Annotated in this window: 22 protein-coding genes and 1 tRNA gene; 9 read left to right on the top strand and 14 right to left on the bottom strand. The window is 66.6% G+C overall.

What is annotated here, in order from left to right; translation table 11 throughout:
• Positions 1–11: 11 nt before the first annotated feature.
• Positions 12–734, top strand: coding sequence for a GNAT family N-acetyltransferase (locus ACFW3F_RS06795; RefSeq protein ID WP_388055578.1), 723 nt, complete (start codon positions 12–14; stop codon positions 732–734).
• 13 nt (positions 735–747) lie between these two features.
• Here the strand turns inward: ACFW3F_RS06795 and ACFW3F_RS06790 are convergent, their stop codons facing one another.
• Positions 748–1,704, bottom strand: a complete 957-nt coding sequence (locus ACFW3F_RS06790; protein ID WP_388055576.1) for a hypothetical protein — start codon at positions 1,702–1,704, stop codon at positions 748–750.
• 226 nt (positions 1,705–1,930) lie between these two features.
• Here ACFW3F_RS06790 and ACFW3F_RS06785 point away from each other — a divergent pair, with 226 nt between their 5' ends.
• Complete coding sequence (locus tag ACFW3F_RS06785; RefSeq protein ID WP_388055574.1) at positions 1,931–3,682, top strand: DUF3556 domain-containing protein; 1,752 nt, start codon at positions 1,931–1,933, stop codon at positions 3,680–3,682.
• A gap of 260 nt (positions 3,683–3,942) precedes the next feature.
• On the opposite strand, the gene ACFW3F_RS06780 is transcribed toward ACFW3F_RS06785, so the two are convergent.
• Positions 3,943–4,905: a DMT family transporter gene (locus tag ACFW3F_RS06780; RefSeq protein ID WP_388055572.1), complete on the bottom strand. Its 963-nt coding sequence runs from the start codon at positions 4,903–4,905 to the stop codon at positions 3,943–3,945.
• Between the two features lie 36 nt (positions 4,906–4,941).
• Here ACFW3F_RS06780 and ACFW3F_RS06775 point away from each other — a divergent pair, with 36 nt between their 5' ends.
• The 3 genes from ACFW3F_RS06775 to ACFW3F_RS06765 all read left to right on the top strand — a co-directional run bounded on the left by ACFW3F_RS06775 (position 4,942) and on the right by ACFW3F_RS06765 (position 7,925).
• Positions 4,942–5,538 carry a TetR/AcrR family transcriptional regulator gene (locus ACFW3F_RS06775; RefSeq protein WP_388055570.1) on the top strand — a complete coding sequence of 199 codons (597 nt, stop codon included), beginning with the start codon at positions 4,942–4,944 and terminating at the stop codon, positions 5,536–5,538.
• A gap of 101 nt (positions 5,539–5,639) precedes the next feature.
• Positions 5,640–6,116 carry a hypothetical protein gene (locus ACFW3F_RS06770; RefSeq protein WP_388055568.1) on the top strand — a complete coding sequence of 159 codons (477 nt, stop codon included), beginning with the start codon at positions 5,640–5,642 and terminating at the stop codon, positions 6,114–6,116.
• A 72-nt stretch (positions 6,117–6,188) separates the two neighbouring features.
• Positions 6,189–7,925, top strand: a complete 1,737-nt coding sequence (locus ACFW3F_RS06765) for a SulP family inorganic anion transporter (RefSeq protein WP_388055566.1) — start codon at positions 6,189–6,191, stop codon at positions 7,923–7,925.
• Positions 7,926–7,949: 24 nt separating this feature from the next.
• Here the strand turns inward: ACFW3F_RS06765 and ACFW3F_RS06760 are convergent, their stop codons facing one another.
• The 4 genes from ACFW3F_RS06760 to ACFW3F_RS06745 form a co-directional block, all read right to left on the bottom strand.
• A complete protein-coding gene (locus ACFW3F_RS06760) occupies positions 7,950–9,275 on the bottom strand; it encodes a PucR family transcriptional regulator (RefSeq protein ID WP_388055564.1) in 1,326 nt (441 codons plus the stop codon).
• Positions 9,272–10,693: a phytoene desaturase family protein gene (locus ACFW3F_RS06755; protein ID WP_388055562.1), complete on the bottom strand. Its 1,422-nt coding sequence runs from the start codon at positions 10,691–10,693 to the stop codon at positions 9,272–9,274. Before ACFW3F_RS06755 ends, ACFW3F_RS06760 begins: the two co-directional genes overlap by 4 nt.
• Entirely contained in the window at positions 10,690–12,552 is a 1,863-nt protein-coding gene (locus ACFW3F_RS06750) for a DUF3556 domain-containing protein (protein ID WP_388055560.1), read from the bottom strand. The genes ACFW3F_RS06755 and ACFW3F_RS06750 overlap by 4 nt, the downstream gene beginning before the upstream one ends.
• Positions 12,553–12,674: 122 nt before the next feature.
• The gene (locus ACFW3F_RS06745) at positions 12,675–14,141 is read right to left on the bottom strand and encodes a class I adenylate-forming enzyme family protein (protein ID WP_388055558.1); all 1,467 of its coding nucleotides are present in this window, start codon (positions 14,139–14,141) and stop codon (positions 12,675–12,677) included.
• 268 nt (positions 14,142–14,409) lie between these two features.
• Between ACFW3F_RS06745 and ACFW3F_RS06740 the strand changes: the two genes are divergently transcribed.
• A complete protein-coding gene (locus ACFW3F_RS06740; protein WP_388055556.1) occupies positions 14,410–15,903 on the top strand; it encodes a sigma factor-like helix-turn-helix DNA-binding protein in 1,494 nt (497 codons plus the stop codon).
• Positions 15,904–15,925: 22 nt separating this feature from the next.
• Here ACFW3F_RS06740 and ACFW3F_RS06735 read toward each other — a convergent pair whose 3' ends face one another.
• A complete protein-coding gene (locus ACFW3F_RS06735) occupies positions 15,926–16,609 on the bottom strand; it encodes an AMP-binding protein (protein ID WP_388055554.1) in 684 nt (227 codons plus the stop codon).
• Positions 16,610–16,906: 297 nt separating this feature from the next.
• Here ACFW3F_RS06735 and ACFW3F_RS06730 point away from each other — a divergent pair, with 297 nt between their 5' ends.
• Positions 16,907–17,575: an MspA family porin gene (locus ACFW3F_RS06730; RefSeq protein ID WP_064570851.1), complete on the top strand. Its 669-nt coding sequence runs from the start codon at positions 16,907–16,909 to the stop codon at positions 17,573–17,575.
• Between the two features lie 47 nt (positions 17,576–17,622).
• Positions 17,623–18,303, top strand: a complete 681-nt coding sequence (locus ACFW3F_RS06725; RefSeq protein WP_388055552.1) for an MspA family porin — start codon at positions 17,623–17,625, stop codon at positions 18,301–18,303.
• A gap of 64 nt (positions 18,304–18,367) precedes the next feature.
• On the opposite strand, the gene ACFW3F_RS06720 is transcribed toward ACFW3F_RS06725, so the two are convergent.
• The 5 genes from ACFW3F_RS06720 to ACFW3F_RS06700 all read right to left on the bottom strand — a co-directional run bounded on the left by ACFW3F_RS06720 (position 18,368) and on the right by ACFW3F_RS06700 (position 20,673).
• Positions 18,368–18,458 (bottom strand) — tRNA-Ser (locus ACFW3F_RS06720).
• A gap of 415 nt (positions 18,459–18,873) precedes the next feature.
• Positions 18,874–19,083 (bottom strand): CsbD family protein, encoded by a 210-nt coding sequence (locus ACFW3F_RS06715; RefSeq protein WP_064570850.1) that lies wholly within the window; start codon positions 19,081–19,083, stop codon positions 18,874–18,876.
• Positions 19,084–19,255: 172 nt separating this feature from the next.
• Complete coding sequence (locus ACFW3F_RS06710) at positions 19,256–19,525, bottom strand: hypothetical protein (RefSeq protein ID WP_064570833.1); 270 nt, start codon at positions 19,523–19,525, stop codon at positions 19,256–19,258.
• Positions 19,526–19,646: 121 nt separating this feature from the next.
• Positions 19,647–20,111, bottom strand: coding sequence for a nucleoside deaminase (locus ACFW3F_RS06705; RefSeq protein WP_388055549.1), 465 nt, complete (start codon positions 20,109–20,111; stop codon positions 19,647–19,649).
• A 19-nt stretch (positions 20,112–20,130) separates the two neighbouring features.
• Positions 20,131–20,673 carry a tRNA adenosine deaminase-associated protein gene (locus ACFW3F_RS06700; protein WP_064570831.1) on the bottom strand — a complete coding sequence of 181 codons (543 nt, stop codon included), beginning with the start codon at positions 20,671–20,673 and terminating at the stop codon, positions 20,131–20,133.
• A 78-nt stretch (positions 20,674–20,751) separates the two neighbouring features.
• Here ACFW3F_RS06700 and ACFW3F_RS06695 point away from each other — a divergent pair, with 78 nt between their 5' ends.
• Entirely contained in the window at positions 20,752–21,726 is a 975-nt protein-coding gene (locus ACFW3F_RS06695) for a prephenate dehydrogenase (protein WP_388055547.1), read from the top strand.
• Between the two features lie 12 nt (positions 21,727–21,738).
• Here the strand turns inward: ACFW3F_RS06695 and ACFW3F_RS06690 are convergent, their stop codons facing one another.
• Both ACFW3F_RS06690 and ACFW3F_RS06685 read right to left on the bottom strand, forming a co-directional pair.
• Positions 21,739–22,293: a putative glycolipid-binding domain-containing protein gene (locus tag ACFW3F_RS06690; protein WP_388055682.1), complete on the bottom strand. Its 555-nt coding sequence runs from the start codon at positions 22,291–22,293 to the stop codon at positions 21,739–21,741.
• Between the two features lie 161 nt (positions 22,294–22,454).
• The gene (locus ACFW3F_RS06685) at positions 22,455–23,240 is read right to left on the bottom strand and encodes a hypothetical protein (protein ID WP_388055545.1); all 786 of its coding nucleotides are present in this window, start codon (positions 23,238–23,240) and stop codon (positions 22,455–22,457) included.
• Positions 23,241–23,358: the final 118 nt, after the last annotated feature.

Raw genomic sequence — 23,358 nt, 5'->3', positions numbered from 1 at the left:
ATCGTCGCCGTGTGACCGACCGCATCACCGAAGAATCAGCATCCGAACACAGCGCAGGTCACGCGCTACTCGACCACCCGGCTCTCGCAGCCCTCACCGGGCCGCACGCGCACTTCGCGGAACGCCACGGCGCGGCCCTACGGTACGACCCCGACGTCTGCCCGATGGCCGCTCTCCCGGATGACCCGACCGCGCAGGACTGGTCCGACGCTGCCGAACTCGTCGGTCCGGGCGGTTCCCTGTTCCTGCCCGTCATCGCCGACCGTCCGCCCTCCGGCTGGGAGACCACGATGGACCGGCCCGGCGTCCAGATGATCGATACCGGCGTGGTCACGCGACCAGACGACGAAGCCGTGACGCTGACGACAGCGGATGTGCCGGAGATGACAGATCTGGTCCGACGCACCAGGCCCGGTCCGTTCCGTCCCCGAACCATCGAGATGGGCACCTACATCGGCATCCGACGCGCCGGTCGGCTCATCGCGATGGGCGGTGAACGACTCAGAATCCCCGGCCACACCGAGATCAGCGCCGTCTGCACCGACCCCGATCATCGTGGACGTGGACTCGCGTCGCGCCTCGTACTCGCTCTTGCACAGGGCATTCGGGATCGTGGTGACGTCCCGATCCTGCACGCGGATGCCGGGAACACCGTCGCCATCCGACTGTACGAACAACTCGGCTTCGACGTTCGCGCCGAGGTGCGGTTCCGGGTGTTCACCGCCCCGCGGTGAACACTCCTCTAGATCACCGCCGTTTCAACGACTTCGCCAGCGGCGCAATCTCATCGAGGTAGATCGAGGCCAGCACGTCCGATTCGTCGGCCATGTGCCGCACCCGGTCGGCCTCCGCCCGATCCCACTCGGTGGCGACGACGTGCTCGAAATCGTCGATCCCGCCGACACGGTCGAGCCACGCCTGCTTCTCCTGGCGGTGCTGTATCTGCGCGACGATCTGCTCGTAACCGGCGAAGGCCTCCAGGCGCCGCACGAGTTCATCGAGCCGGCCCGACAGCAGGACCGACTTCTCGGCAAAGGTGGAGATCACGTCCGGGTCAGCGGCCAGGTGCCCCGACGGCGCGTCGCCGAGTAGGACGAACTGGTCGCGGAGGCCGACGGCCGCGTTCGCGATGGCGGTGACCTCACCACCCAGGTCAACGCGCACGGAGTGACGATCGAAGAAGTCGAGTCGCCACGCGGGGAGGTCACTGATGCGATCGGCGACCGCCGCGGTCGTCCACGCGATCTGGCCGACCGGGTCGGATGAGAAGTGGTCGAGTTCGCCCGCGTCAGGTTCGTGACGGCGAACCCGGCCTGCCGCATCGTCGGGTCCGGCGTCTCCTGCCTCGACCGGCAGGCCGCGCCAGATGTCCAGCGCGAGGACGATGAACCCGCCGGCATCGCTCTGCGTCGTCGGGGAATCGCCGTTCAGTCGCTCCCGAATCGTCTGACACGACTCCCAGCGTCGGGCCTGGGCCAGTCGAAGCGTGTCGGCGAGGTCGCCCAGGGGGTCTGCCGAGGATGCCGCAGGTGCGCGCGACGCCATCGGGTTGTCCGATTGCGACCGTGCGTCGGACCTCCGCGCGCGGAGGTCGTCACGCATGCCCGTGAACATCGCCGAGAACGCGCCGATCGCCATGCCCAACAGCACGACGAGGGCCGCCGCCATGACCACCACGAAGACGGCGATCAGGACGTACATCATTCATCCAGTACACCACGGTTCACGGCGACGGTGGTCCATAGCTGTGCAGGTCAACAGACCGCGCGGAGGGTCGACGCCGACGTGGTGCCGGCCGCGTGGCAGGCCGAGTCAGCGCGGTCTCTCTTCACTTGCCGACCGACGACCCATTCCTCGCGGGCACGCCGGTCGATGAGCGCGATCCCGAAGCGGCACCAAGCAAGCACTTGGTTTGCTAGGTTCTCCGTCGATGGGATTCCTGAAGCAGACAACTCCGGACATCGACTTCCCGACGTGGAGTCGGGGTACGCGCGCGGAGAAGATCAGACCGATGGCCCGACATTGGGCCGAAGTCGGGTTCGGGACGCCGGTGGCGCTGCACCTGTTCTATGTGGGCAAGATCCTGGCCTACGTCCTCGTCGGCTGGGTCGTCGTGATCAGCACCCCCGGTATCGACGGCTTCTTCGACGTCTCGGCCTGGTACAACGAGCCGATCGTGTTTCAGAAGATCGTGCTCTACACGATGTTGTTCGAGGTGGTGGGCCTCGGATGTGGGTTCGGTCCGTTGAACAACCGGTTCTTCCCGCCGTTGGGTTCCATTCTCTACTGGTTGCGGCCGAAGACCATCCGGCAACCGCCGTGGCCGCGAATCCCGTTGACCGCGGGCGACTCTCGCAGTCCGGTTGATGTGGCCCTCTACGCCGCGTTGCTCGCCGTACTCGTCATCACGTTGTTCAGCCCGGGTTCGGGCCCGATCCCCGAACTGGACACGACGGTCGGCGTCCTCCCCAGCTGGCAGATCTGGGCCGTCGTGGGGTTGCTCGCAGCGGTCGGGCTGCGCGACAAGACAGTGTTCCTCGCGGCACGCGGCGAGGTGTACGGGGCGTTCGCGGTGGCGTTCCTGTTCAGCGGTGTCGACATGATCATCGCCAGCAAGCTGGTCTTCCTGTGCATCTGGCTCGGGGCGGCGACGTCGAAGCTGAACAAACACTTCCCGTTCGTCATCGCGACGATGATGTCGAACAACCCGATCTGGCGGTCCCCCAAGGTCAAACGGAAGTTCTTCGAGAACTTTCCCGACGATCTGAGACCGGGGCGTCGTTCACGGTGGATCGCCCACTTCTCGACCGCGGTCGAGGGGCTAGTCCCGATCGTTCTGTTCTTCTCGCACGGCGGATGGGCGACTGCAGTCGCGGCGACGATCATGCTGATCTTCCACTTCGGCATCCTGTCGTCGATCCCGATGGGCGTTCCGCTGGAATGGAACGTCTTCATGATGTTCGGCATCGTCGCGATCTTCGTCGGTCACCCCGACATCGGACTCAACGATCTCCAGTCACCCTGGCCGGTACTGCTCCTCGCGGTCTCGGCGGGAACCGTCATCGTCGGAAATCTGATGCCGCGCAAGGTCTCGTTCCTCCCGGGCATGCGGTACTACGCCGGCAACTGGGACACCGGCCTGTGGTGCATCAAGCCGTCGGCGTCGGCCAAGATCGAGAAGGGCATCGTCGCCATCGCGTCCATGCCTGCCGCACAACTCGAACGCTTCTACGGCAGTCCCGAAGCGGCGCAGATCCCGCTCTACATGGGATATGCGTTCCGCTCCTTCAACAGCCACGGCCGGGCACTGTTCACGTTGGCGCACCGGGCGATGCAACCGACGCCCGAAGAGCAGTACGTACTCACCGACGGCGAACGCATCTGCAGCACTGCGATGGGGTGGAACTTCGGTGACGGGCATCTCTCCAACGAACAACTCATCGAATCCTTGCAACGGCGTTGCCATTTCGAACCGGGAGAGGTTCGGATCGTGCTGCTCGACGCGCAGCCGATTCACCGTCAGACCCAGGCGTACCGCCTCGTCGACCCGGCGGTCGGTGAGTTCGAACGAGGATACGTGCGCGTTGCCGACCTCGTCACCCGGCAACCGTGGGACGACCAGGTCCCGGTCACGGTGACCTGGCGCGCCGACGGAGACCGCACGGACGAACCCGCGGAGTGAGATGCGGCACCATGGTCCGGCAGGCGGATCACAGTGCCGCAACGACTTCGACCATTGCCGGGCAACCCTTCGTGACGCGCCCTCCGCAAGCTCCGGGCGCTCCTCAGGGAGCAGGGGTGGGTCGCTTCCTTCGAATCAGGGGCAGGCGTGGGTCGCTTCCTTCGAATCAGGGAGCAGGGGTGGGTCGCTTCCTTCGAATCAGGGGCAGGCGTGGGTCGCTTCCTTCGAATCAGGGAGCGGGCGTGGTCGCTTTCTTCGAATCAGGGAGCAGCAGTCGCGGCGGACGCGTCCGCCTCTCGGCGATCAGGAGCCTCGGACGGCGGTGTCGCACGATTCACCGCCCAGGTGGCGCCGCACGCCATCGCGAGCCCGACAGCCGTTGCCCAGCTGAAGTGTTCGCCGTACATCGCCGTCCCCCACAGCGCGGTGACGGGCGGCATGAGAAACATCAGTGTGTTCACCGACGTGACACCCGAACGGCGTAGGAGCACCCAGTACAACCCATAACCACCGAGGGTGGACAGGATCGTCAACCAGGCGATCGCCAGCCAAAAGGTCCCATCGGCCGGCGGCACCGCCGCTCCCGCGAGAATGCCTGCGACACTGAAGATCACCGCGGATACGCCACAGTGGATCGCCAGGACGACCGTGGGTGAGGGCGAATCGTCGACGCGTCGTTCCAGGAAGGTGGCCGCGACGAGTGCTGCCATTCCGAGCAATGGGACGAGGTACGCCCACCAGGGCGCACCTGCAGACGACGCCGCATCCGACCAGGTGACCAGAACGACGCCGGATGCACCGACGAGCAGCCCCCACCACTGGCGCCGGTGGGTGACCGCCCCGAGCAACGGACCCGCCAGGGCCGCGACGACGAGCGGTTGGACGCCGTCGATCAGTGCCGTGGTCCCGGTGCTGACACCGAGTGCGATCGCCCAGTACACCGTGACCGTGTAGCCCGCTTGCGAGAGACCACCGATCACGAGCTGAGATCCGAACCATCGCAGAGACATCGGCGCCAGGCCTCGCCGTCGCCATAGGAAGTACACGACACCCCCGAGCGCGGTCGCCACCACCAGGAAGCGCCACATGAGGACCGTGAGGACAGGAGCTTCGGCTGCTCCGAGCTTCGCGCCGATGAAGCCCGACGACCAGCAGACGACGAACACCGCCGACATCGCGAAGGTGACCCATCGCGCGGGTATACCGATCAGTGAAGTTCGCATGGGGCCGACCTTACCGATCGGTGTAGTCTTTGTCATGTGACTGCCGAGACCGCACCCGAGACCGTGGACTGGACGCCCAAGGCCCGACTCATCCTCGCCGCGGCCTCCACACTGTTCTACGAACGCGGGATCCATGCGGTAGGCGTCGACTCCATCGCGGCCGCCGCGGGCGTCACGAAGCGCACGCTCTACGACCGCTTCGGCTCCAAGGAGCAATTGATCGTCGAGTATCTGCGCGCCCGCAACGCTGAATGGCAGGAATTTCTCCGGTCCCGCCTCGACGCTGCTGATCCCACGCCGAGCGCGCAACTCGCGACGGTCTTCGACGCGACGCGGGACTGGTCGGCCGACCGCGGACACAAAGGGTGCGCGATGATCAACGCGCACGCCGAGATCAGCGATCCCGCTCATCCCGCCTATCCGATCATCGTCGGGCAGAAGCACGAACTACGAGACCTTCTCCGCTCGATCGCAACGGATGCCGGTGCCCCCGATGCGAACGCACTGGCGCAACAGTTGTTCATCCTGCACGAAGGCGCGCTCGTGGCCGCAGGGATGGGAGTCGAACCCGATGCGCTCGACACCGCCCGCGATATCGCGCTCGGGATGATCGGCGGGCGACAACCGAATTGACGAACTCTTAGCGCCAGAATCTGTTCCGTAGCAACACGTTGCGGAGTAGATCTGGTCCGGTGACCTTGTTCGACATCCTGCCCTCCTTGAAAGGCGTCACCGTGACCAGAACGTTCGAGACCGCAACGTGGGGAACTCCGCTGCGCACTGCCGGCACCGATGTCGTCGCCGGCGACCTCTCCCTGCGCACCGAATCGCTGCATCGAAAGATCGCGTTCTACCTCGACGCCGACGGCGAGCCGATCTGCCAATCACTCTGCCCGACGTCAGTATGGTTCCCGACGCTGGTCACGCGGATCACCTCTGTGATCGTCGCGCACGGACGCGTCGTCGTCCACGTCGACGCCGCTCTCCCGCTCCACTCCGCGCTGCTCGATCTCGCGTTCCCCGGGATACATCTGGCGGGCGCCACCATGGTCGACATCACCGTCGTCGACCTGTCCCGGCATCGCCGCACCCTGCACGCCGAGGTTCCCGCACACCTCACGGTCACCGGCACCGTCGCGCTGGCGCTGTCACCGGTGATAACGCCTCGAACACCGGACCTTCGCGCCCCACTGCGGACGGTTACGCTCTGACCCGACCGACCCGGCACGATATCGACCGGTAAACAGCAAGCCGGGAGCGCCGGAAAGGCTCATAATCGCCTGATGCAACCGGACACGGTCTCACGGTTCCTGCCTGGCGTGGGAGTGCTTCGAGGCTATGAGAAATCGTGGTTGAAGGGCGACATCGTCGCCGGCATCGTGCTGACGGCGCTGCTTATTCCCGCCGGTATGGGATACGCCGAAGTCGCCGGACTACCACCGGTCACCGGTCTCTACGCGACGGTGATACCGCTGCTGGTCTACGCCGTCGTCGGACCTTCGCGCATTCTCGTCCTCGGCCCCGACTCGTCCCTCGCCCCGATCATCGCGGCGTCGATCATCCCGCTCGCGGCGTTCGACGCGGAGCGGATCGCGCTCGCCGGAGTGCTCGCCATCGAGGTCGGACTGGTCCTGCTGATCGGCGGGTTGCTCCGTCTCGGCTTCGTCACCGACCTGTTGTCCAAACCGATCCGCATCGGTTACCTCAACGGGATCGCCCTGGTCGTCGTCCTCAGTCAGTTGCCAAAACTGTTGGGCTTCAGCGTCGAAGGCGACTCGGTCCTCCAGGAGGCAGTCAACATCGTCAAGGGCGTCGCGTCCGGCGATGCCGAGCTGCTGCCGTCGGTCATCGGCATCTCCTGCCTGGTCCTGATCTTCGCACTCAAGTTCTGGCGCAAGGCCATTCCAGGAGTTCTCGTCGCCGTGGTGGCCTCCATCGTCGCGGTGGCCGCCTCCGGATGGTCCTCCGAACTGCCCGTCGTCGGGGCCATGCCCCGTGGATTCCCGTCACCGTCACTGGAGGGCGTGACGCTCGATGACGTCATCAGTCTCATCGGCCCGGCCGTCGGAATCGCGCTGATCGCCTTCGCCGACACCAGCGTGCTGTCGCGGACGTTCGCGGCTCGGGCCGGCGAGCAGGTCAACGGCAGCCAGGAGATGGCGGCCATCGGCACCGCGAACATCGCCACCGGTTTCCTCAGCGGATTCGCGATCTCCGCGTCATCGTCTCGGACCCCGGTGGCCGAACAGGCCGGGGCCAAATCGCAACTCGCCGCTGTCGTCGGGGCGCTCCTGATCGTCGTGTTCATCTTCGTGGCACCGGGAGTCACCGCCTACCTGCCCTCGGCGGCGCTGGCCGCGGTCGTCATCTCCGCAGCCATCTCGCTGATCGACGTCTCCGGCGTCGTGGCACTGTTCCGCGCCAACTGGGTCGAGGCGGCGCTGTCCATCGCCGCGTTCCTCGGCGTCGCGCTCATCGGTGTCCTGCAGGGCATTCTGGTGGCGATCGGCCTCTCGTTCATCGCATTCGTGAACCTGGCCTGGCGCCCGTACCGCACGGAGCTCGGCCGGGTGCCGGGCCTACGCGGCTACCACGACGTGACACGCCATCCCGAGGCCGAACGTATCGACGGCGTTCTCATCATCCGGTTCGACGCACCCCTGTTCTTCGCCAACGGTGGCATGTTCGACGACTACGTGCGCGGCAAGGTCCGCGATGCGAGGGCGGCGGGCCGGGAGCCGCAGACCGTGATCATCGCAGCCGAACCCATCGTCGACATCGATGCCACCGCGGTCGACGAACTCGTCGAACTCGACGACTATCTCCGTACCCACGACATCACACTCGTCTTCGCGGAGATGAAAGATCCGGTGCGGGACAAACTCCGACGTTACGATCTCCGCATCGACGGCAGACCACGGTTCGACGACTCGAATTTCGCGCCCACGACAGGAGCGAAGATCGACGAGATCACCGGGCACCTCCGACAGGACATCGAGCCCTCGGACGGCCCGACCTGACACGAAGCGTCCGGGCACCGATGCTCAGCGCGCGAACATCACCGGTCCGAGGAACTCGCAAACCGTGAGTGCGAGCGCGAGATCCAGGCGGTCGCGACCGGCGGGGACCTCTGCCAGGGCCTTGCCGACGCGATATTTCACCGTGTTGCGATGCAGGTTGAGGCGTTCGGCAGTGTGCAGATGGCTTTCTTTCGTCGCGAAGTACACCGAGAGCGTCTCCCGCAGCATGTTCGCATTCGCGGTGTCCTCGGCAAGCCCACCGAGGACCTCGTGGACCCAGGCACGCGTCGAGTCGAGATCCTGTGCCAGCAGGGACACCACGGCGACGCCCCGATCGCCGAATCCGATGACCCGGGCCGCCGAGCCAGCCGGCATGGTCGCCACCGAGTACGCGGCACGCGCCTGCTCATGCGTTCGCCGGAACCCCCGGGCCCCGGAGGCGGGCAGACCCATCGCGACGCGGATACCCGCCGGAACGGTTGTGCGCACCCCGATCACGGACGACTCGTCGGTGTCATCCCGACCGGCCAGCGGAATCCAAGCCCACACCGTCGAGCGGTCGATGGCGGTGACAACCGGCGCGGCGCCTCCGCCCAGACGGGTGGCGAGATCACACGCCGCGTGGGTGAGCACGGCCAGTTCCCGCGGTTCGTCGTCGGACGACCAGAGGATCAGCGCGAGATGGCGCCGGTCCAGCCGGTAGCCGGTCTCCGATTCGAAGGCACGCTCATCCGGTTCGGCATCGGCGAGGAACGAGTGGATGGCCGAGGATTGCACGTTGCCCTCGACGCCGAGCCATCGGCTGCGTTCATCCTCGTACGCCTCGAACACGTACAGCGAGATCCAGTCGATGTAGCCGAACAGGACGTCGGAGATGTGCCGTGTCAGCGCCATCGAGTCCTCGGCGTCGAGGTCGAGATCCTCGACCAGTCGATAACACCGGCGCATCACGCTGTTCTGGCCCATGTGGTACGCCCGGACGAGCGAGTTCGACGGCACATCCCGTTGTGCCAGCCGCAGCGCGTATTCCACTGCAGCTGTGGTCGGTTGCAGGTGCTCGATCGGGATGTCGTTCGCCAGTACGTGGATGATCGTGGAGACGTTGCCGTGCACGCTCGCCTCGAGCAGCTCCACGAGCTTGGGATCCGTGTCGAGCTGATCGATCTCCCGGGCCATCATGGCACTCAGCTCGGAGACGATGTCGGACACGTTCTCCTGCAATGTCTTCGCGATCACCGACGCCTGCTCCAGCAGTTCGGATCCGGCCGCGGCCGGCACGCCCGCCAACCGGTCCCGCGCGGCATCACCCGCTGGAATCGACAGGGCCCGCGGAGGTCGCGAAGCGGTCATCGCAGCGACCGTGCGTACCGCAGTGCCGACTCTGCGGCGTGGTAGCCGCACAACCCGTGGATTCCGGCACCGGGCGGGCTCGCCTGGGAGCAGATGTACACGCCCGGTATGCCGATCGCATACGGATCGAGCGCTACGCGGGGGCGCAGCACCATCTGCAGTCCGTCATTCGCGCCGCCGATGATGTCGCCACCCGCGAAATTGGCATTCGACGCATGGAGTTGCTCGGTACCCGTGCTGGTCGTCGCCACGATCCGGTCGCGGAATCCCGGCGCGAACCTCTCGATCTGCGCAACGATCTGTTCGGTGGCATCCCCGTCGAACCCTCGAGGAACGTGCGCGTAGGCATAGATCGGGTTGATGCCATCCGCACTGCGACCGGGATCGGCAACGTACTGCTGACCGAGTAGGACGAACGGCCGCTGGACCAACACCCCTGCCGCGCGTTGCCGCTCGGTGTACGCGATCTCCTCGAGACTTCCGCCGAGGTGCACTGTCCCGGCCCGCAGGCACTCCGGGTTCGACCACGGGATGTCACCGTCGATCGCGAAGTCGACCTTGTACGCCGACGACCCGACCCGATAACGCCGGTACGAGCGGCGGATTCGAGCCGGCATCTCGTCGCCGAAGATCGAGAGAACCTGCGCCGGGGACAGGTCCAGCAGCGTGATGTCCGCCCGCGGCAGGTCGGCACGCGAGCTCACCCGGACACCGGTCTCGATCTTGCCGCCCGAATCCCGCAGTGCGCCGACGATCGCCGCGGTGATCGCCCCTGAGCCGCCCTCGGCCACGGGCCAGCCGTAGCGGTGTCCGCTCGCCGCGATCATGAGCCCGAGTGACGCGGTGAGCGGACGGTCCAACCGGGAGAACAGGTGTGCCGCGATCCCGCCGTACAGCGCACGGGCACGCTCGGTACGGAACCAGCGCGCGAGCGCGGTGGCCGGCAGGATCGCTCGCGGACCGAACGAGGCGAGCCGGATCGGATGACCGGGTACGTGCATGACGGGGCGGAGCAGATCATCGCCGAGATCGTCGAAATGCTCGGCCAGGTCGCCGAACATCGCCTGCCAGCGCGATCCGTCGGCGCCCAGGCCCGCCGCGGTGGCGCCGATCGACCGGAACAGCAGTCCGGCGTCGCCGGAGTCGAGCGGATGTGCGCAGTCGGCCTCGGGCCACTTCCACACCAGCCCGTACCGTTCGAGACCCACCTCGGCCCAGAACGGCGAGCCGACGCCCAGTGGATGGAAGGCCGAGCAATGGTCGTGGATGACGCCGGGGACCGTCAGCTCTCCGGACCGGGCCCCGCCGCCGACGGTGTCGGCCGCCTCCAGGACCTGCACGTCGACACCGTTGCGCGCCAGGTGCAGAGCGGCGGCGAGCCCGTTGGGCCCGCCGCCGACCACGACAGCTGTGGTCACTGCGGCGCCTGATCGGTCAGCCGGACCTGCGTCGCGCTGCGGTCCTCGGAGCGCATCTGCGGTTCATGCACCACCTCAGGATCGGTGACGGCGCGGCGAGCGTCAACGTCGAGGGTCCAGTCGACCTGGAACGGGATGGGACCGTTGGGCAACCAGGGCTGCTCGTTCACCGCGTCGATCACCCGGTAGGTGCCGGTCTCGACCACACCGAGCGCGGCGTCGATCACCTTGAACCGCTGCGTGCCCTTGTGGATCGGCTGTGACTCGATCCAGGCGACCGTGAACTCGCCCGGCGCGAAGTTGCAGCGCCGCTGCAATGCCGCGATGAGCCTCTCGTCGTGAAGATGTCCGTCGCCGAAGTTGAAGGCCACCAGGGAGTTACACGAGAACTCCGCTTCTCGCAAGGTATAGGTGTCGATGTCGGCACCGAGGTGGCGCATCAACAGCGAGTACAGGGCGCGGCCCTGGCTGTGCATCGACCGCCAGGCGAGCAGCTGATGCATCACCACGTCGGCGACCTCCGCCGGGTACGACGCGAGCAGCTGGGTGCGAGTGTTCTTCGCGGGGCGCACGATGTGCTGATCGAGCTTCTCCTCGGCACCTGGGGCGAAGGCCCAGGTGGCCGATGCCCAGTTGCCTGCGTACTGGCGCATCGACGGCAGGAACGAGACCAGGTCCGGGCGGAGATTGCCGAGCACGGGGAAGAAGCAGAGTGCAGCGGCGATCAGCACCATCGCCCACGGCATCGACGTGTCGGACAGCGCGTAACCGTCCCAGGCCGGGAACCCGAGAAACAGGAACACCGAGGCATACGCGAAGAGCAGGTTCCACTCGAGTGGAACAGCCAGCGGGAACGTCGACAGGATGAAGAAGTGGAAGCCCACCATGAGCACCACCGCGGCCACGGTGAGTGACTTGCTGGTCGAGAACAACAGGACCAGGGGCGTGATGACCTCGACGATGGTGCCCAGTACATGGCCGACACCCCCGGCCAGCTTCGACGGCCGCATGTCCTCGGGGAAGTTGCGGTAGTGCGCCCGCTTGATCCGCTTGCTCGGCAGCCACGGGGTGTTCGACAGCATCGGTGGGATGACCATCGAGAAGTGATGTCCCAGCTTGGAGATACCGGCGCCGACCCACACCGACACGATGAGCAGTTTGAGTGCCAAGATCATGTCGATGAACGGCAGGAAGCCGAAGAAGATCATCGCCGGGAGGTACTGCTCGGAACGAGCGGCGATGAAGATCACCTTGTCGCGCAGTCCGATCACCACGAACAGTGCGATGAGTGGGTACATCAGAGCGGGGTTGACCAGTCCCTGGTTGTCGGCCACAACCGAGTCCAGTGAGCTCGACGCGATCCCCGGAAGCGCAATCGCCACCACTAGATTCGCGAGGATGAGTGCGTAGACCGCGATGTCGAACGGGGTGCGGGAGTCCCCTGCGGTGAAGGGCACCTTGCCGGGCCACGGTGGGAGCCGGATCGTCTGGGGTCGGAGCCAGTACAGGAGCCCACCGGTCATCGGTTTGAAGTGACCGGCCAGCGGCCCCCACGACCCCCCGATGCCCAGCACCTCCACCAAGACGGTCCACAAGACCAGCTTCTGATAGACGATCGGTTGGTTCCACCACTCGGTCACGTGCAGCGGGTTGAGTCCGGACGTCAGCGTCGCGAGCGCGATCCCGACCCCGCCGTAGAAGACGAAGACCTTGATCAGATAGATCAGGTGCACCATCTTCGGCGTGCCGAACCCGTGGTCGGCCCAGTGCGCTCCCAGCACGCGGATCCGATCGAAGAACGGCCTCTGGAGAAAGGTCTCCGGATCCACCTGGGGAAAGTCTGGTTGGGTGAGTCCCATTGGTGTGCACTCCTTTTCATGTGTCGATTTGTCGTGTGGCGGGTTGGCATCGCCGGTCTCTACGCGCGTGTCACCGTCTCGGCAGCCACGGTGGTGGTGCCGAGATCGAGTCGATGCGCCTGTCAGATGGGCTGCGGACTGCGGAGACCGGACCGCAGTGCGGGTTTGTCGATCTTCCCGACAGGATTGCGCGGGAGTTCGTCGACGACGTGGATGATGCTCGGCTGCTTGATCTTTGCCAGCCGATCAGCGAGATGAGCACCCAGCGTCTCCGCGTCCACCTCGCGGTGCGGGTACGCGACGACGAACGCGACCGGCAACTCGCCGTACAGTTCGTCCGGTGCGCCCACGACCGCGCACTCCAGCACATCGGGATGGGTCGCGAGGGCGTTCTCGATCTCCTTGGGGTAGATGTTCTCCCCGCCGCGGATGATCATGTCCTTGATGCGATCCACCAGGGTGAGGTAGCCGTCCTCGTCGAGGCGTCCCACATCACCGGTGTGCAGCCGCCCGTCGACGATGGTCGACGCCGTCGCCTCCGGACGATTCAGATAGCCGCGCATGACATTCGGTCCGCTGATGACCACTTCGCCGATCTCACCGGCGGGCACCTGGGCTCCGTGTTCGTCGACGATGGAGATCCGCTGACCCGGTAGTGCCGGCCCGACGGTCCCGAGCTTGCGCACCCCGTCAACCGGATTGCAGGCCGACGCACAGGTGCCCTCTGTCAGACCGTAACCCTCGACCACAGGTACGCCGAAGGCGCCTTCCACCCGGTCGAGCAGTTCCCTCGAGATCGGAGCAGCCCCACAGACTGCGAACCGGAGGGACGCGGTGGCCTCCGGGGTGAGGCCGTCCTGGGACACGAGAAGCGCGTAGATCGTCGGCACGGCCGAGAAGTACGTCGGGGCGAGTCGGGCGACGTCGTCGAAGAACCGCGACGGCGAGAACTTCCCGGTGATGCTCAACTGCCCACCTGCGAGCATCGGCGCCAGGAAGCTCACGCAGATGGCGTTCACGTGGAACAGCGGCAATACCAGGAGAGCATGGTCGGCGTCGGTGAGACCGAAGTGCGTCACCATCGTCGACGCCATGTAGTGCAGGTTGCCGTGCGTCAATCGGACGCCCTTGGGCCTGCCGGTGGAGCCGGAGGTGTAGATGAGCAGTGCGTCATCGGCGGCGGCCGGTGAATACGAACCCCGCCGGCCCGAACTCGGCGTCGTCGCCAGCTCATCCACGACAAGGTGGTCACGTCCAGAACCGACTTCTTCTGCGCTGGTGACGATCACGACGCGCGCGCCCGAGTCGGTCAGCTGATATTCCACCTCCTCGGCGGTGAAGGCCGGATTGACCGGTGTGGCCACCGCGCCGATCCGCCACGCCGCCATCAGCGTCACCAGCAGTTCGATCCGGTTCGGCAGGAAGGTCGCCACGACGTCACCTCGTCGAACGCCACGGCGGGTGAGCTGTTCGGCGGCGCCCTCGACCCGCCGCGCGAAGCCGGCGTAGTCCAGGGCGACGCTGTCATCGCGAACACACGGGGCGTCGGCACGATGGATCAGATCCCATGCGAAGTACGTGCTGGTCACCGGTCTTGCCTCCACAATCTCGTCGTTGATGTGATCCAGAACACTATGGAAACGAGGACTGAACGGAAACGGTCGCGGGGGCCAGACTTCCTCCGGACCTTTGTGCTCGGGGGACAATCGGCTGTGGCTGCCACCGGCCGACCGAACGGCCCGTCCGCGCTTCCCCGGTAGCCTGTGATGTGCTCCGCGCGGCCCTCGCGAGCGAGCCGAACTCGAGCCGGGCCATCGTTCCACCGACGCCACCCAACCCGTTGAGGAAGCACCACCGATGAGCGCGCACCCGAACGGACCGTCGTCGGGACGATCGTCGCGTGACGTGCGAGCACTCGCCGGGTTCGACGCCACACTGTCCGACCAGGAACGGCGGGTGCTGACCGAACGCATCTACGCTCCTCGCCCTCGCACACAGGCCGAAGTCGCCGGCCTCCTCGAACTGTCGCGCGAACGGGTCACCCAGATCGACCGCTCGATCCGCAACCGCCTGACCTCGGTGATCGAGGCGAGCCCCGACCTGTCCGAACTGTCGGCGACGATCAGTCTGCGGGCCACCCCCGTTGCCGATGCCGCTCAGCTCATGGCCGACTCGGCTCTCGCGGGAGTGCCGGTCGGCGACGCCGAGGCACCCTGCTGGCGGGTGGTGGCCGCGGCGTCGGGTTTGCGCACCACCGAGGACTGGATCATCCGGGGCACGCTGCGCTCTGTCGCGGAATCCACGCGGTCGGCGGTCTCGGACGCGGCCCGGCCAAGTGGAGTGGCGCCGATCAGCGCGGTCGCGAATCATCTGGGCCTGTCCGACGATTCGACCGCCCGGTGGTTGCGGCGGGTGGGATACGAGGTACTCGACGGCCATGCGATCGCTGCCCGGTCGACGACGGGTGACATCGTCGTGGCCGCGCTGACCATACGGGGCACACCTTCGACATTCGACCAGATCGTCGACGCGACTTCGGCGATTCCGCGCGCCCACAACAGTATTCGCAACTCTCTCGCGTCGGATGCGCGCATCGTCAAGACCGATCGCACCCGTTATGGCCTCGCCGGGTGGGGACTTCGGACATATGAGCCGGTGCATCTGCAGATTGCTTCGATTCTCGCGGACGGCGACGGGGCAGCCCCCATCGGGGACATCATCGCGACGATCCGCGACCGTCACGACGTCAGCGAGGCCACGATCCGTGCATATGCCGGCGCAGGTGAGTTCCAGATACGCGACGGCACTGTCACTCGTCGCGTACGTCCACATCGTCCGCGTCGGACGCCGGGCCGGACCCGCGGCCTGTATCTCGAGGGCGACGTCGTGCACTGGGCGACGACGATCACCCCGGCACAATGTCGCGGAACAGGATTCAACATCCCCAGCGCCCTCGCCGGCGTCCTCGGCGTCGGTCCCGGCGCACCCGTAACGCTCGAGACCTCCCACGGCCCGCAGACTTTCACGTGGGCATCCGTCCAGGCACGGTCGGGTTCGATCAAACGGTTCATCGACACCCTGGAGCTCGCACCGGGCGCGCCGGTGTTCCTCGACTTCGGCCCACACACCTTCGCCGTTCGACGAGCCGAGTACTCCACCGCATCACCGACCGCGGCAATCTTGACACTGCTGGGGCGTCGGCCCGCGCGGCTATCCAGAACTCGCCTCACCCGGGCACTCGCGGAATCGCTCTGGCTGCCGTCGGATTCGACGATCGACGAGGTTCTCGAGCTTCTCGATCGCCGACGCGACACCGACCTCGCCGAGCGAGTTGCGGTCGCGCTGCGCTGAGGCGACGGGAGGCCTCCGGTCATCAGGCGCCCGGGATGCCCCACTCGGGGACACCGAAGGGCGCGTCGACAGCAACGCACGCCCCGGCCGACGCGCAAGCGAGAATCCGGAGCATGGTGTCGCGGCTACCGAGATCACCCTCCAGCAGGACACGTGCGCCGCGCCGCACTCCGTCGACCTCGGCAATCCATGCCGCCTCGGCGACCAGTTGACCGGCCGTGTCGAGTGCTCCGGTCTGGGCGTCGGCGATGAGGCCGCCCTCGTTCCGCATCGGATCGGACGCCCCGAGCGCTACCACGACGAAGTCGTCGGCCACCCGGTACATCGCCCGGGATTGACTCTGAGCCACAACAGCTTCGAGTAACTCCTCGATCTCGGCGCACTGGTCGACATGGGCGAAGACGAAGTCGACGACGCCCGGATCGGTCGGCTCGCCGCGTCGACCGAGGTCGATCGGTACCGTGACTGCGTCGGATTCGAACAACGAATGCCAGGCGAGGACGAACTCCCAACCGGTGCGGATCGCGAGACCCACCCGACTTCCCGGGGAAACTCCGCAGGAGGCCAGTTGTCCCGCCATCCACTCCACGGACTCGTAGAACCGCTCGAAATCGATGACAGCATCGCCGGTGTGCACCGCAGGCAACGCGCCGTGGGTGTCGTGAGCTGCGCCCAGCAGCGAACACGAACCCGACGTCTGACTCACACATCCCCGTATGCATAGCGAGTTCAATTGCACTGCAGCAGAACTCGGACAACTCGCGGGCGACCCCACCAGCACGCGCCGGTAGGAAACCCCCGCCTTGCAGAGGTTAGGCTACCTTTACCGATCGGGTCGGTGTCAACCCGCCTACATAGTTTTTCACTCATCTCGTACTTAGGGTACGTTCACCAACGATCGCCACCCTGCCGCAGCTGACGGTGCCCATCCCCCTGCGATGAGTTCCCGAGACATTGCGACAACCCGTTCACGCACGGGCAGATGACACGAGGAGAGCACGAGATGACACAACAAACCTTGCGGGCCGTCGGACTGTCCGCACTCATCGGCGGTTCGGTGACCGCCGCGCTGCTGGCCGGCGCCGCGTCGGCGGGCGCAGACGCCTTCATGCGGCTTCCGGGCGGTACCGCGAAAGGTGAAGGCATCCAGATCGTCCGGTCCGAGGAAACCGCGCGGGTGTCGTCGTCGATGGCCGCCAACGGCGTGTCCAGGACCACCTGGGTCAGCGGTCAGATCACCCTGTACGCACCGAATCTCAAGCCCGCCAAGGCCGGGCCGAGCGTCGGCGCGGCCGGCGAGACGACCCTGCCCGGGAGCAACGGGACCGCGACCAACGGGGCTGCCGCCACCTTGTCCACCGGCTACATCATCGGTTGCCAGGTGAACATCAAGGGACTCCAGGGCGGCCTGTCGGGATCACTCACCCCGACCGCACCGTCCCTCTCGGGCACCCTGACCGTTCCGCTCGCTGCCGGCGACGTCACGTTCGTGGTGTTGACCAGCAAGAACATCGAGAAGGCCGGCACCTACCATCTCGGTTACGACGACGCGCAGATCGACGTGCAGAACTGCGGCGGCTACGCCCAGGCACGAGCATTCACGACGATCGAGACCACCGGCGAGGTGCACCAGAAGGTGAACCTCTACGGCAAGCCGTTCTCCATCGGCTGACCTCGAAACCGCTGACCCTGACCATAACTCGCCGAATCGGAGCCACCATGACCACCCCCCAGCGCCGCACCGCGCCCACCCGGATGATCGCATCCGCGACCGTAATCGCCTGCGCAGCATTGTTACCCGCGTTGACCGCCGCGCCCGCACAGGCCGACACCACCGTCCAGCTCCCCGGACAGTCCGTCACCAAGAAGATGAAAGACGGCACGACGGTGACCATCACGCGCAGCAACGAATCCGCGCGGATCACCCCGTCGATGGGGGCAACGCCCCTGCACCGCAACGCATGGGTGTCGGGCAAGTACGTGGTCACCACATCTGACAAGGCCGCGAAGATCGGTGTCGGCTCGGGGTACATCGTCGGCTGCCAGCTGACGCTGGGCGGCAACTCGAACAGCCGCGCCGGCGGATCCGCACCCAACTACGACCTCCAGAGCGCCACCACGACGGCCGAGACCGGCGCCGGCGTGACCATCGGACCCGGCCAGGCGGTCAACTACGTGATCAACGACCGCGAGTACAAGGACGCCTTCGGCGCGGCCGGCCACTCGTCGTCGATCAACTTCACCGGCGGCAAGGGCACTCTTGCCTACACCAACGAGACCATGATGGTGAACGGCTGCGCCGGTTATGCGCAGGCCCGTTCGTACGCCAAGGTGAGCGTCTCGACCGACAACGTGTCGCAGTCGATTGCCGTGTACGGGAAACCGTTCAGCCTGGGCTGATCCGACGGCGCAGAACACGGACAGCGAAATGGCCCCCCACCCGTGAGGATGGGGGGCCCATTTCTGGCGGTGGCGGAGGGATTTGAACCCTCGGTACGGGGTTACCGCACACAGCATTTCGAGTGCTGCACCTTCGGCCGCTCGGACACGCCACCGCCGAAGACTGTACCGCAGACCCGCGGTCAGACTTAAATCGGCTGCTCAGGAGTGTGTGTCAAGGCAGGCGGACTGCCCTTCGAGGCTCGTCGCTTGCGCTCCTCGCACCTCAGTAGCTCCGGCCTAGCGGCCGTCGTGGACCACGAAAGAACACTCGTGAGTGTCCGAAATCCATGCTCCCTGAGGTGCGAGCGAAGCGAGCCACGAAGGGTCTCGCAACGTGTCTCACCAGGCCCTTCGAGGCTCGTCGCTAGTGCTCCTCGCACCTCAGGGAGCAGAGGGCACAACGCTTGCGCTCCTCGCACCTCAGGGAGCAGAGGGCACAACGCTTGCGCTCCTCGCACCTCAGGGAGCAAAGGGCACAACGCTTGCGATCCTCGCACCTCAGGGAGCACAGCCGAGCGCCGTGGTGGACTAGTGGCCGGTCAGCTTGTCCTTGACGTCGTCGATCTTGCCCTTGACTGCGTCTGCGGCCTCGGTGATCTTCTGCTTGCCCTGGGCCTGCGCCTGATCGCCCTTGCCCTCGTTCTTGAGGTCCTGATCGTCGGTGAGGCTGCCGGCGGCTTCCTTGCCGCGGCCCTTGAGCTCTTCGGCCTTGTTCTTGGCGTCGTCCGTGGTTCCCATGAAGCCTCCTCGGTTGAGGTTCGGCGCGGCCGGGTGCCGTCCGATGTGGAAGAACTCGGCGACGACCGTCGCGCCGGCTGCTCGACACTGGCGCCGCCTGTAGGAGCGGACTCCCGCATCCCACCGTGCCACAGGTGTGCACTGAGCTGCATGACCGCAGGTCAGCGACCTGTCAGCGGTTGTTGAACTTCTGCGAGACCTCGTTGATCTTGTCCTTGGCGGTCGTGAAGGCCTCCTGGACCTTCTCGTTCTCGGCGAGGTCGTTGAGCTTGTCCTTCGCGGTGCCCAGGGCGTCCTGGACCTGCTTGCTCTCGACGATCTCGTCGATCTTGTCCCGGGCGGTGCCCAGTGCCTCCTGCACCTTGCCGCTCTCGGCGAGCTCGTTGATCTTCGCCTTCGCGGTGTCGAAGGCCGCGGTCACCTTGTCGGACGGATCGGTCATGACTACTCCTCGCGGGTCGGGATACTGCCGTCCAATCTGCCAGGACTGCGCGTCCACGACCACCGGTCCTCACCCTGAGATCTCACCGATCTTGATGTCGCGCGACCCCTAGACGGTCGGTTCAGGGGCGTCGTCGGGCGGCGAAGAAGTCGATCATGAGCGCGCGGCACTCGGCTTCGAGGACGCCGCCCTTCACCTGGGGGCGATGCGACAACCGTGGGTCGCGCACGACGTCCCACAACGAGCCGACCGCACCCGTCTTGGGCTCCCAGGCGCCGAACACGACGGCGTCGACCCGCGACAGCGTGATCGCGCCGGCACACATGGTGCAGGGTTCGACCGTCACCGCGATCGTGCAGCCCGGAAGCCGCCACCCGTCGCCGAAAGCCTGTGCCGCCGCGCGTAGCGCGAGCACCTCGGCGTGCGCCGTCGGATCGGCATCTGCCTCACGCCGGTTCGCTGCACGGGCCAGCTCGACGCCTTCGGGGTCGAACACAACCGCACCGATGGGTACGTCATCGGCTCCCGACAGCGTCGCCGCGTCGAGCGCGGCGCGAACCATGGCTTCCCAGGGGGGCGCACTCATCGCGCGGGTTCTTACCGGCTCAGTGGCCGAGTGAATCGAGGACCTTGCCCAGCTCGTCGGCGAATCCGAGCCGTGCGGCGATCATGCCGAGTTGTTCGTCGGCATAGAGATCGGTGTCGCCGACGATGACGCTCATGACCGCATCGGGCAGTCCCAGGTCGGCGAGCAGCCCGAGATCCCCTTCTTCCCACGGATCGATCTGGTCGAGTTCGTCCGGATCGATGTCGGGCACCTCGACGTTCAGAGCGTCCAGCGCGTCGACCGCGATGTCGTAGTCGACGGAGGCAGTCGCATCGGAGATCAGCAGTCGAGCTCCCGTCGGGGACGGCCGCACGATGATGAAGAACTCGTCGTCGACGTCCAGAAGCCCGAACACCGCGCCGGCGGAACGCAGCTCACGCAGTTGGGTCTCGGCGTCCTCGAGATCGGAGAGCGCCGACGGTTTCATCGCGGTGACCTTCCAGCCACCCTCGTCGCGGACGACTGCCACGGCAAAACCGTCGATGTCGTCGTCCACGTCCTGCGTGTCCGACCCCGACTTCCCAAATCCGGCAGCAGCCATGCAGCAAACCGTAGCCCCTATCACCGGTACTCCCAAGTCCCGGTTCACCGGGCATGACCGGTATGGGAACGTGTCAGGGTGACTGCCGCGCCGTCGTCCCCCGCTCGTGCCCTCTCCCGACCGGTCTGCGTGTTGGGCCTCGGCCTCATCGGCGGGTCACTGTTGCGGGCCCTGCACGCCGCCGGGCACGAGGCGTTCGGCTACAACCGGTCCGCCGTGACCGTCGATGCGGCGACCGGCGACGGTTATGACGCGTCCTCGGATCTCGTTGCGACACTTGACCGCGCGGCGTCGTCGGACGCGCTCGTCGTGCTCGCGACACCGGTCACCACCATCGAACCGCTGGTGACGGCCATCGCCGAGCATGCTCCCGGCGTCCTGGTCACCGACGTCATCAGCGTCAAGCAGGAGGTCGCGCGCGTCCTCACTCATCTGCATCCCGGCGGGCGGTATGTGGGCGGACATCCGATGGCAGGGACCAGTTCGTCGGGCTGGGCAGCGACCGACGCCACCCTGTTCGACGGGGCCATGTGGGCCGTCATCACAACCGACCATGTGCCGGCCGACGACTGGCTCTCGGTCGCGTCGCTGGCAGTGGCCGTCGGTTCTCGCGTGGTACCGGTCGCTCCCGACGCACACGACCGGGCAGTCGCGGCGATCTCGCATCTACCGCACCTGACCGCCGCGGCAACGGCCGCCGTCGGGGCGGGCGAGAGCGACCTCGCCCTCCGTCTGGCAGCCGGCAGCTTCCGCGACGGCACCCGCGTCGCCGGCACCGCACCCGCCCTGCAGCGAGCGATGATCGAGGCCAACGGCATCGCCGTGCTCAACGTCCTCAGCGAGACCATCGACCGCCTCGTCGCCGTGCGCGACGAACTGCGCGACCACGGCACCGTCGAGGTGCTCATCGACGACGGGCATCGGGCCCGGGCGGCCTACGAGCAGCTGCATTCCGGTACCGCGGACGTGATCGCCGGGGTCAGCATCGGCGACGACGGCTGGCAGCAGGAACTCCGCAGGCAGGCCCATCAGGGCCGGGTGTGGGTGGGCTGAACCCGCGCCGTGTCAGACCCGGCGTGCGAGGCCCGGGTAGTCGACGACGAAGTTGTTCTCGTCGACGGTGATCGTGGTCGTCGCCAGGGGTGAAACCACCCGGAACCCGTCTTTGCCCGCGGTGTACGACATCGTCGCCGGCTTGACCTCGCCACTGGGCAGGTACATATACGCAACCGGGACCTTGACCGTTCCGGGCGTCGACGACGACAGGGCGCGGCGCCGGATCGGCAGAGCGTTGAACATGGGAGACAGTGCGAGGTCCACGTCTTCGGCGCCGCCGAAATCCGACCGGGTGGTCTCCCCGTCGGGACGACGGATCAGCCACGTGCCCTCGTCGTCGCGGGTGATACCGAACTGCGTCTCACCGTCGGTGCGCACGAGGTGCACGGTCAGCCGCTTGACCACACCGGCATCGGTGGTCTGCAGCTCGTAGGACGCGGAGAAGGCCTCGTGGTCGGCGGTCGCCGCGGCGATGATCCGTCCGTATGCCTTGAGGCGTGCGCCGGACACGACCAGGCGGACCTGTTCGAGTCGATCGGTGTCTTCGCCTCGCCACGTGAGCATCGTCTTGAACTCGTCGTTGGAGGCGGAGGACTGACCGCTGTCGGGGGCTGTCTGCGGAGAACTCACGTGACCAAGGTAGCGAGCCACGGCCCCGATCACACATCGGACGAGCAGGTCACCCCACCGACGGCCCCGATTCGCGATGGCGGGGACGTGAACGGTCAGGCGATGCAGGACGCAGTTCGGCGCGTCGACGACGGCGTGACCGTGTCCTCGACCACGACCTCCCCGTCGACGGTGATCGAGCAGCTCACCGAACTACCCGTCCCGGCGATCACCAGCAGACGCAGTGGATTGAGCCCGCCGGTGAACTGGACGGTCCACGGATTCGTCGGCGCGAACTCCGAGCGCAGGCCCGCATCGTCGACATAGAGGATGGTGGCCTGCCCGTCGATGGTCGCCTCGTAGGTCACGGGTTTGTTCTGCGGGTCGATCCGTTCTGCCGGCTGCCCCGGAAGCTGCCGTCCCGGGTCGGGCGGGCTGAGGCTGGGCGGCTCGAAGGTGCGTGGGAGCGGCATCGTGTCGGTGACGAGAGGCGATTCGGCGACGGTCTCGTCCGACGACCCCTCCCGGAGTCCGAGGAAACCGACGAAAGCCACGACGAGCAGCACCACCACGCCCAGAGTCAGGACCAGCGTCGCGGTGGGCACGTCGAGGATGCGCGACCCTCGCTGGCCATCTGCGCGGTCGGCCTCACGCTCGACGGTCGCGACGCGCTCGGCCTCCGCTCGCTCGGCGCGCTCGGCCAGGTTCAGCTCGGTGTCGGTCGGCTGGCCGGGACGGAACAGCGGGGTGCCGTCCGAGGCGTACCCGAGCGGTGGATAGAGCTGTGGAGCGACGGGCTGACCGTACAGATCTCGAGACGCCCCACCGGTCTGACCGATGGGCCCGTCGGGGCGCCGCGGGTCGCGGGCGCCGGGATTCGGCGTCCCGTACGGCTGTCCCATGGTCGGCCTCCGGTCGAGATCCTGATAGTCGTCGACGACGCGTCGAGACCACCGACCGAAACCGGCGAATCGGCGCAACGCCGCGCGTCATTCCGCCTTCGACCATACGGCGCGACGT

This window comes from Gordonia sp. NPDC058843 (assembly GCF_042743165.1).
Taxonomy (GTDB): Bacteria; Actinomycetota; Actinomycetes; order Mycobacteriales; family Mycobacteriaceae; genus Gordonia.
The sequence above is the reverse complement of the archived record's forward strand: the minus strand, read 5'-3'. Positions and strand labels throughout refer to the sequence as shown.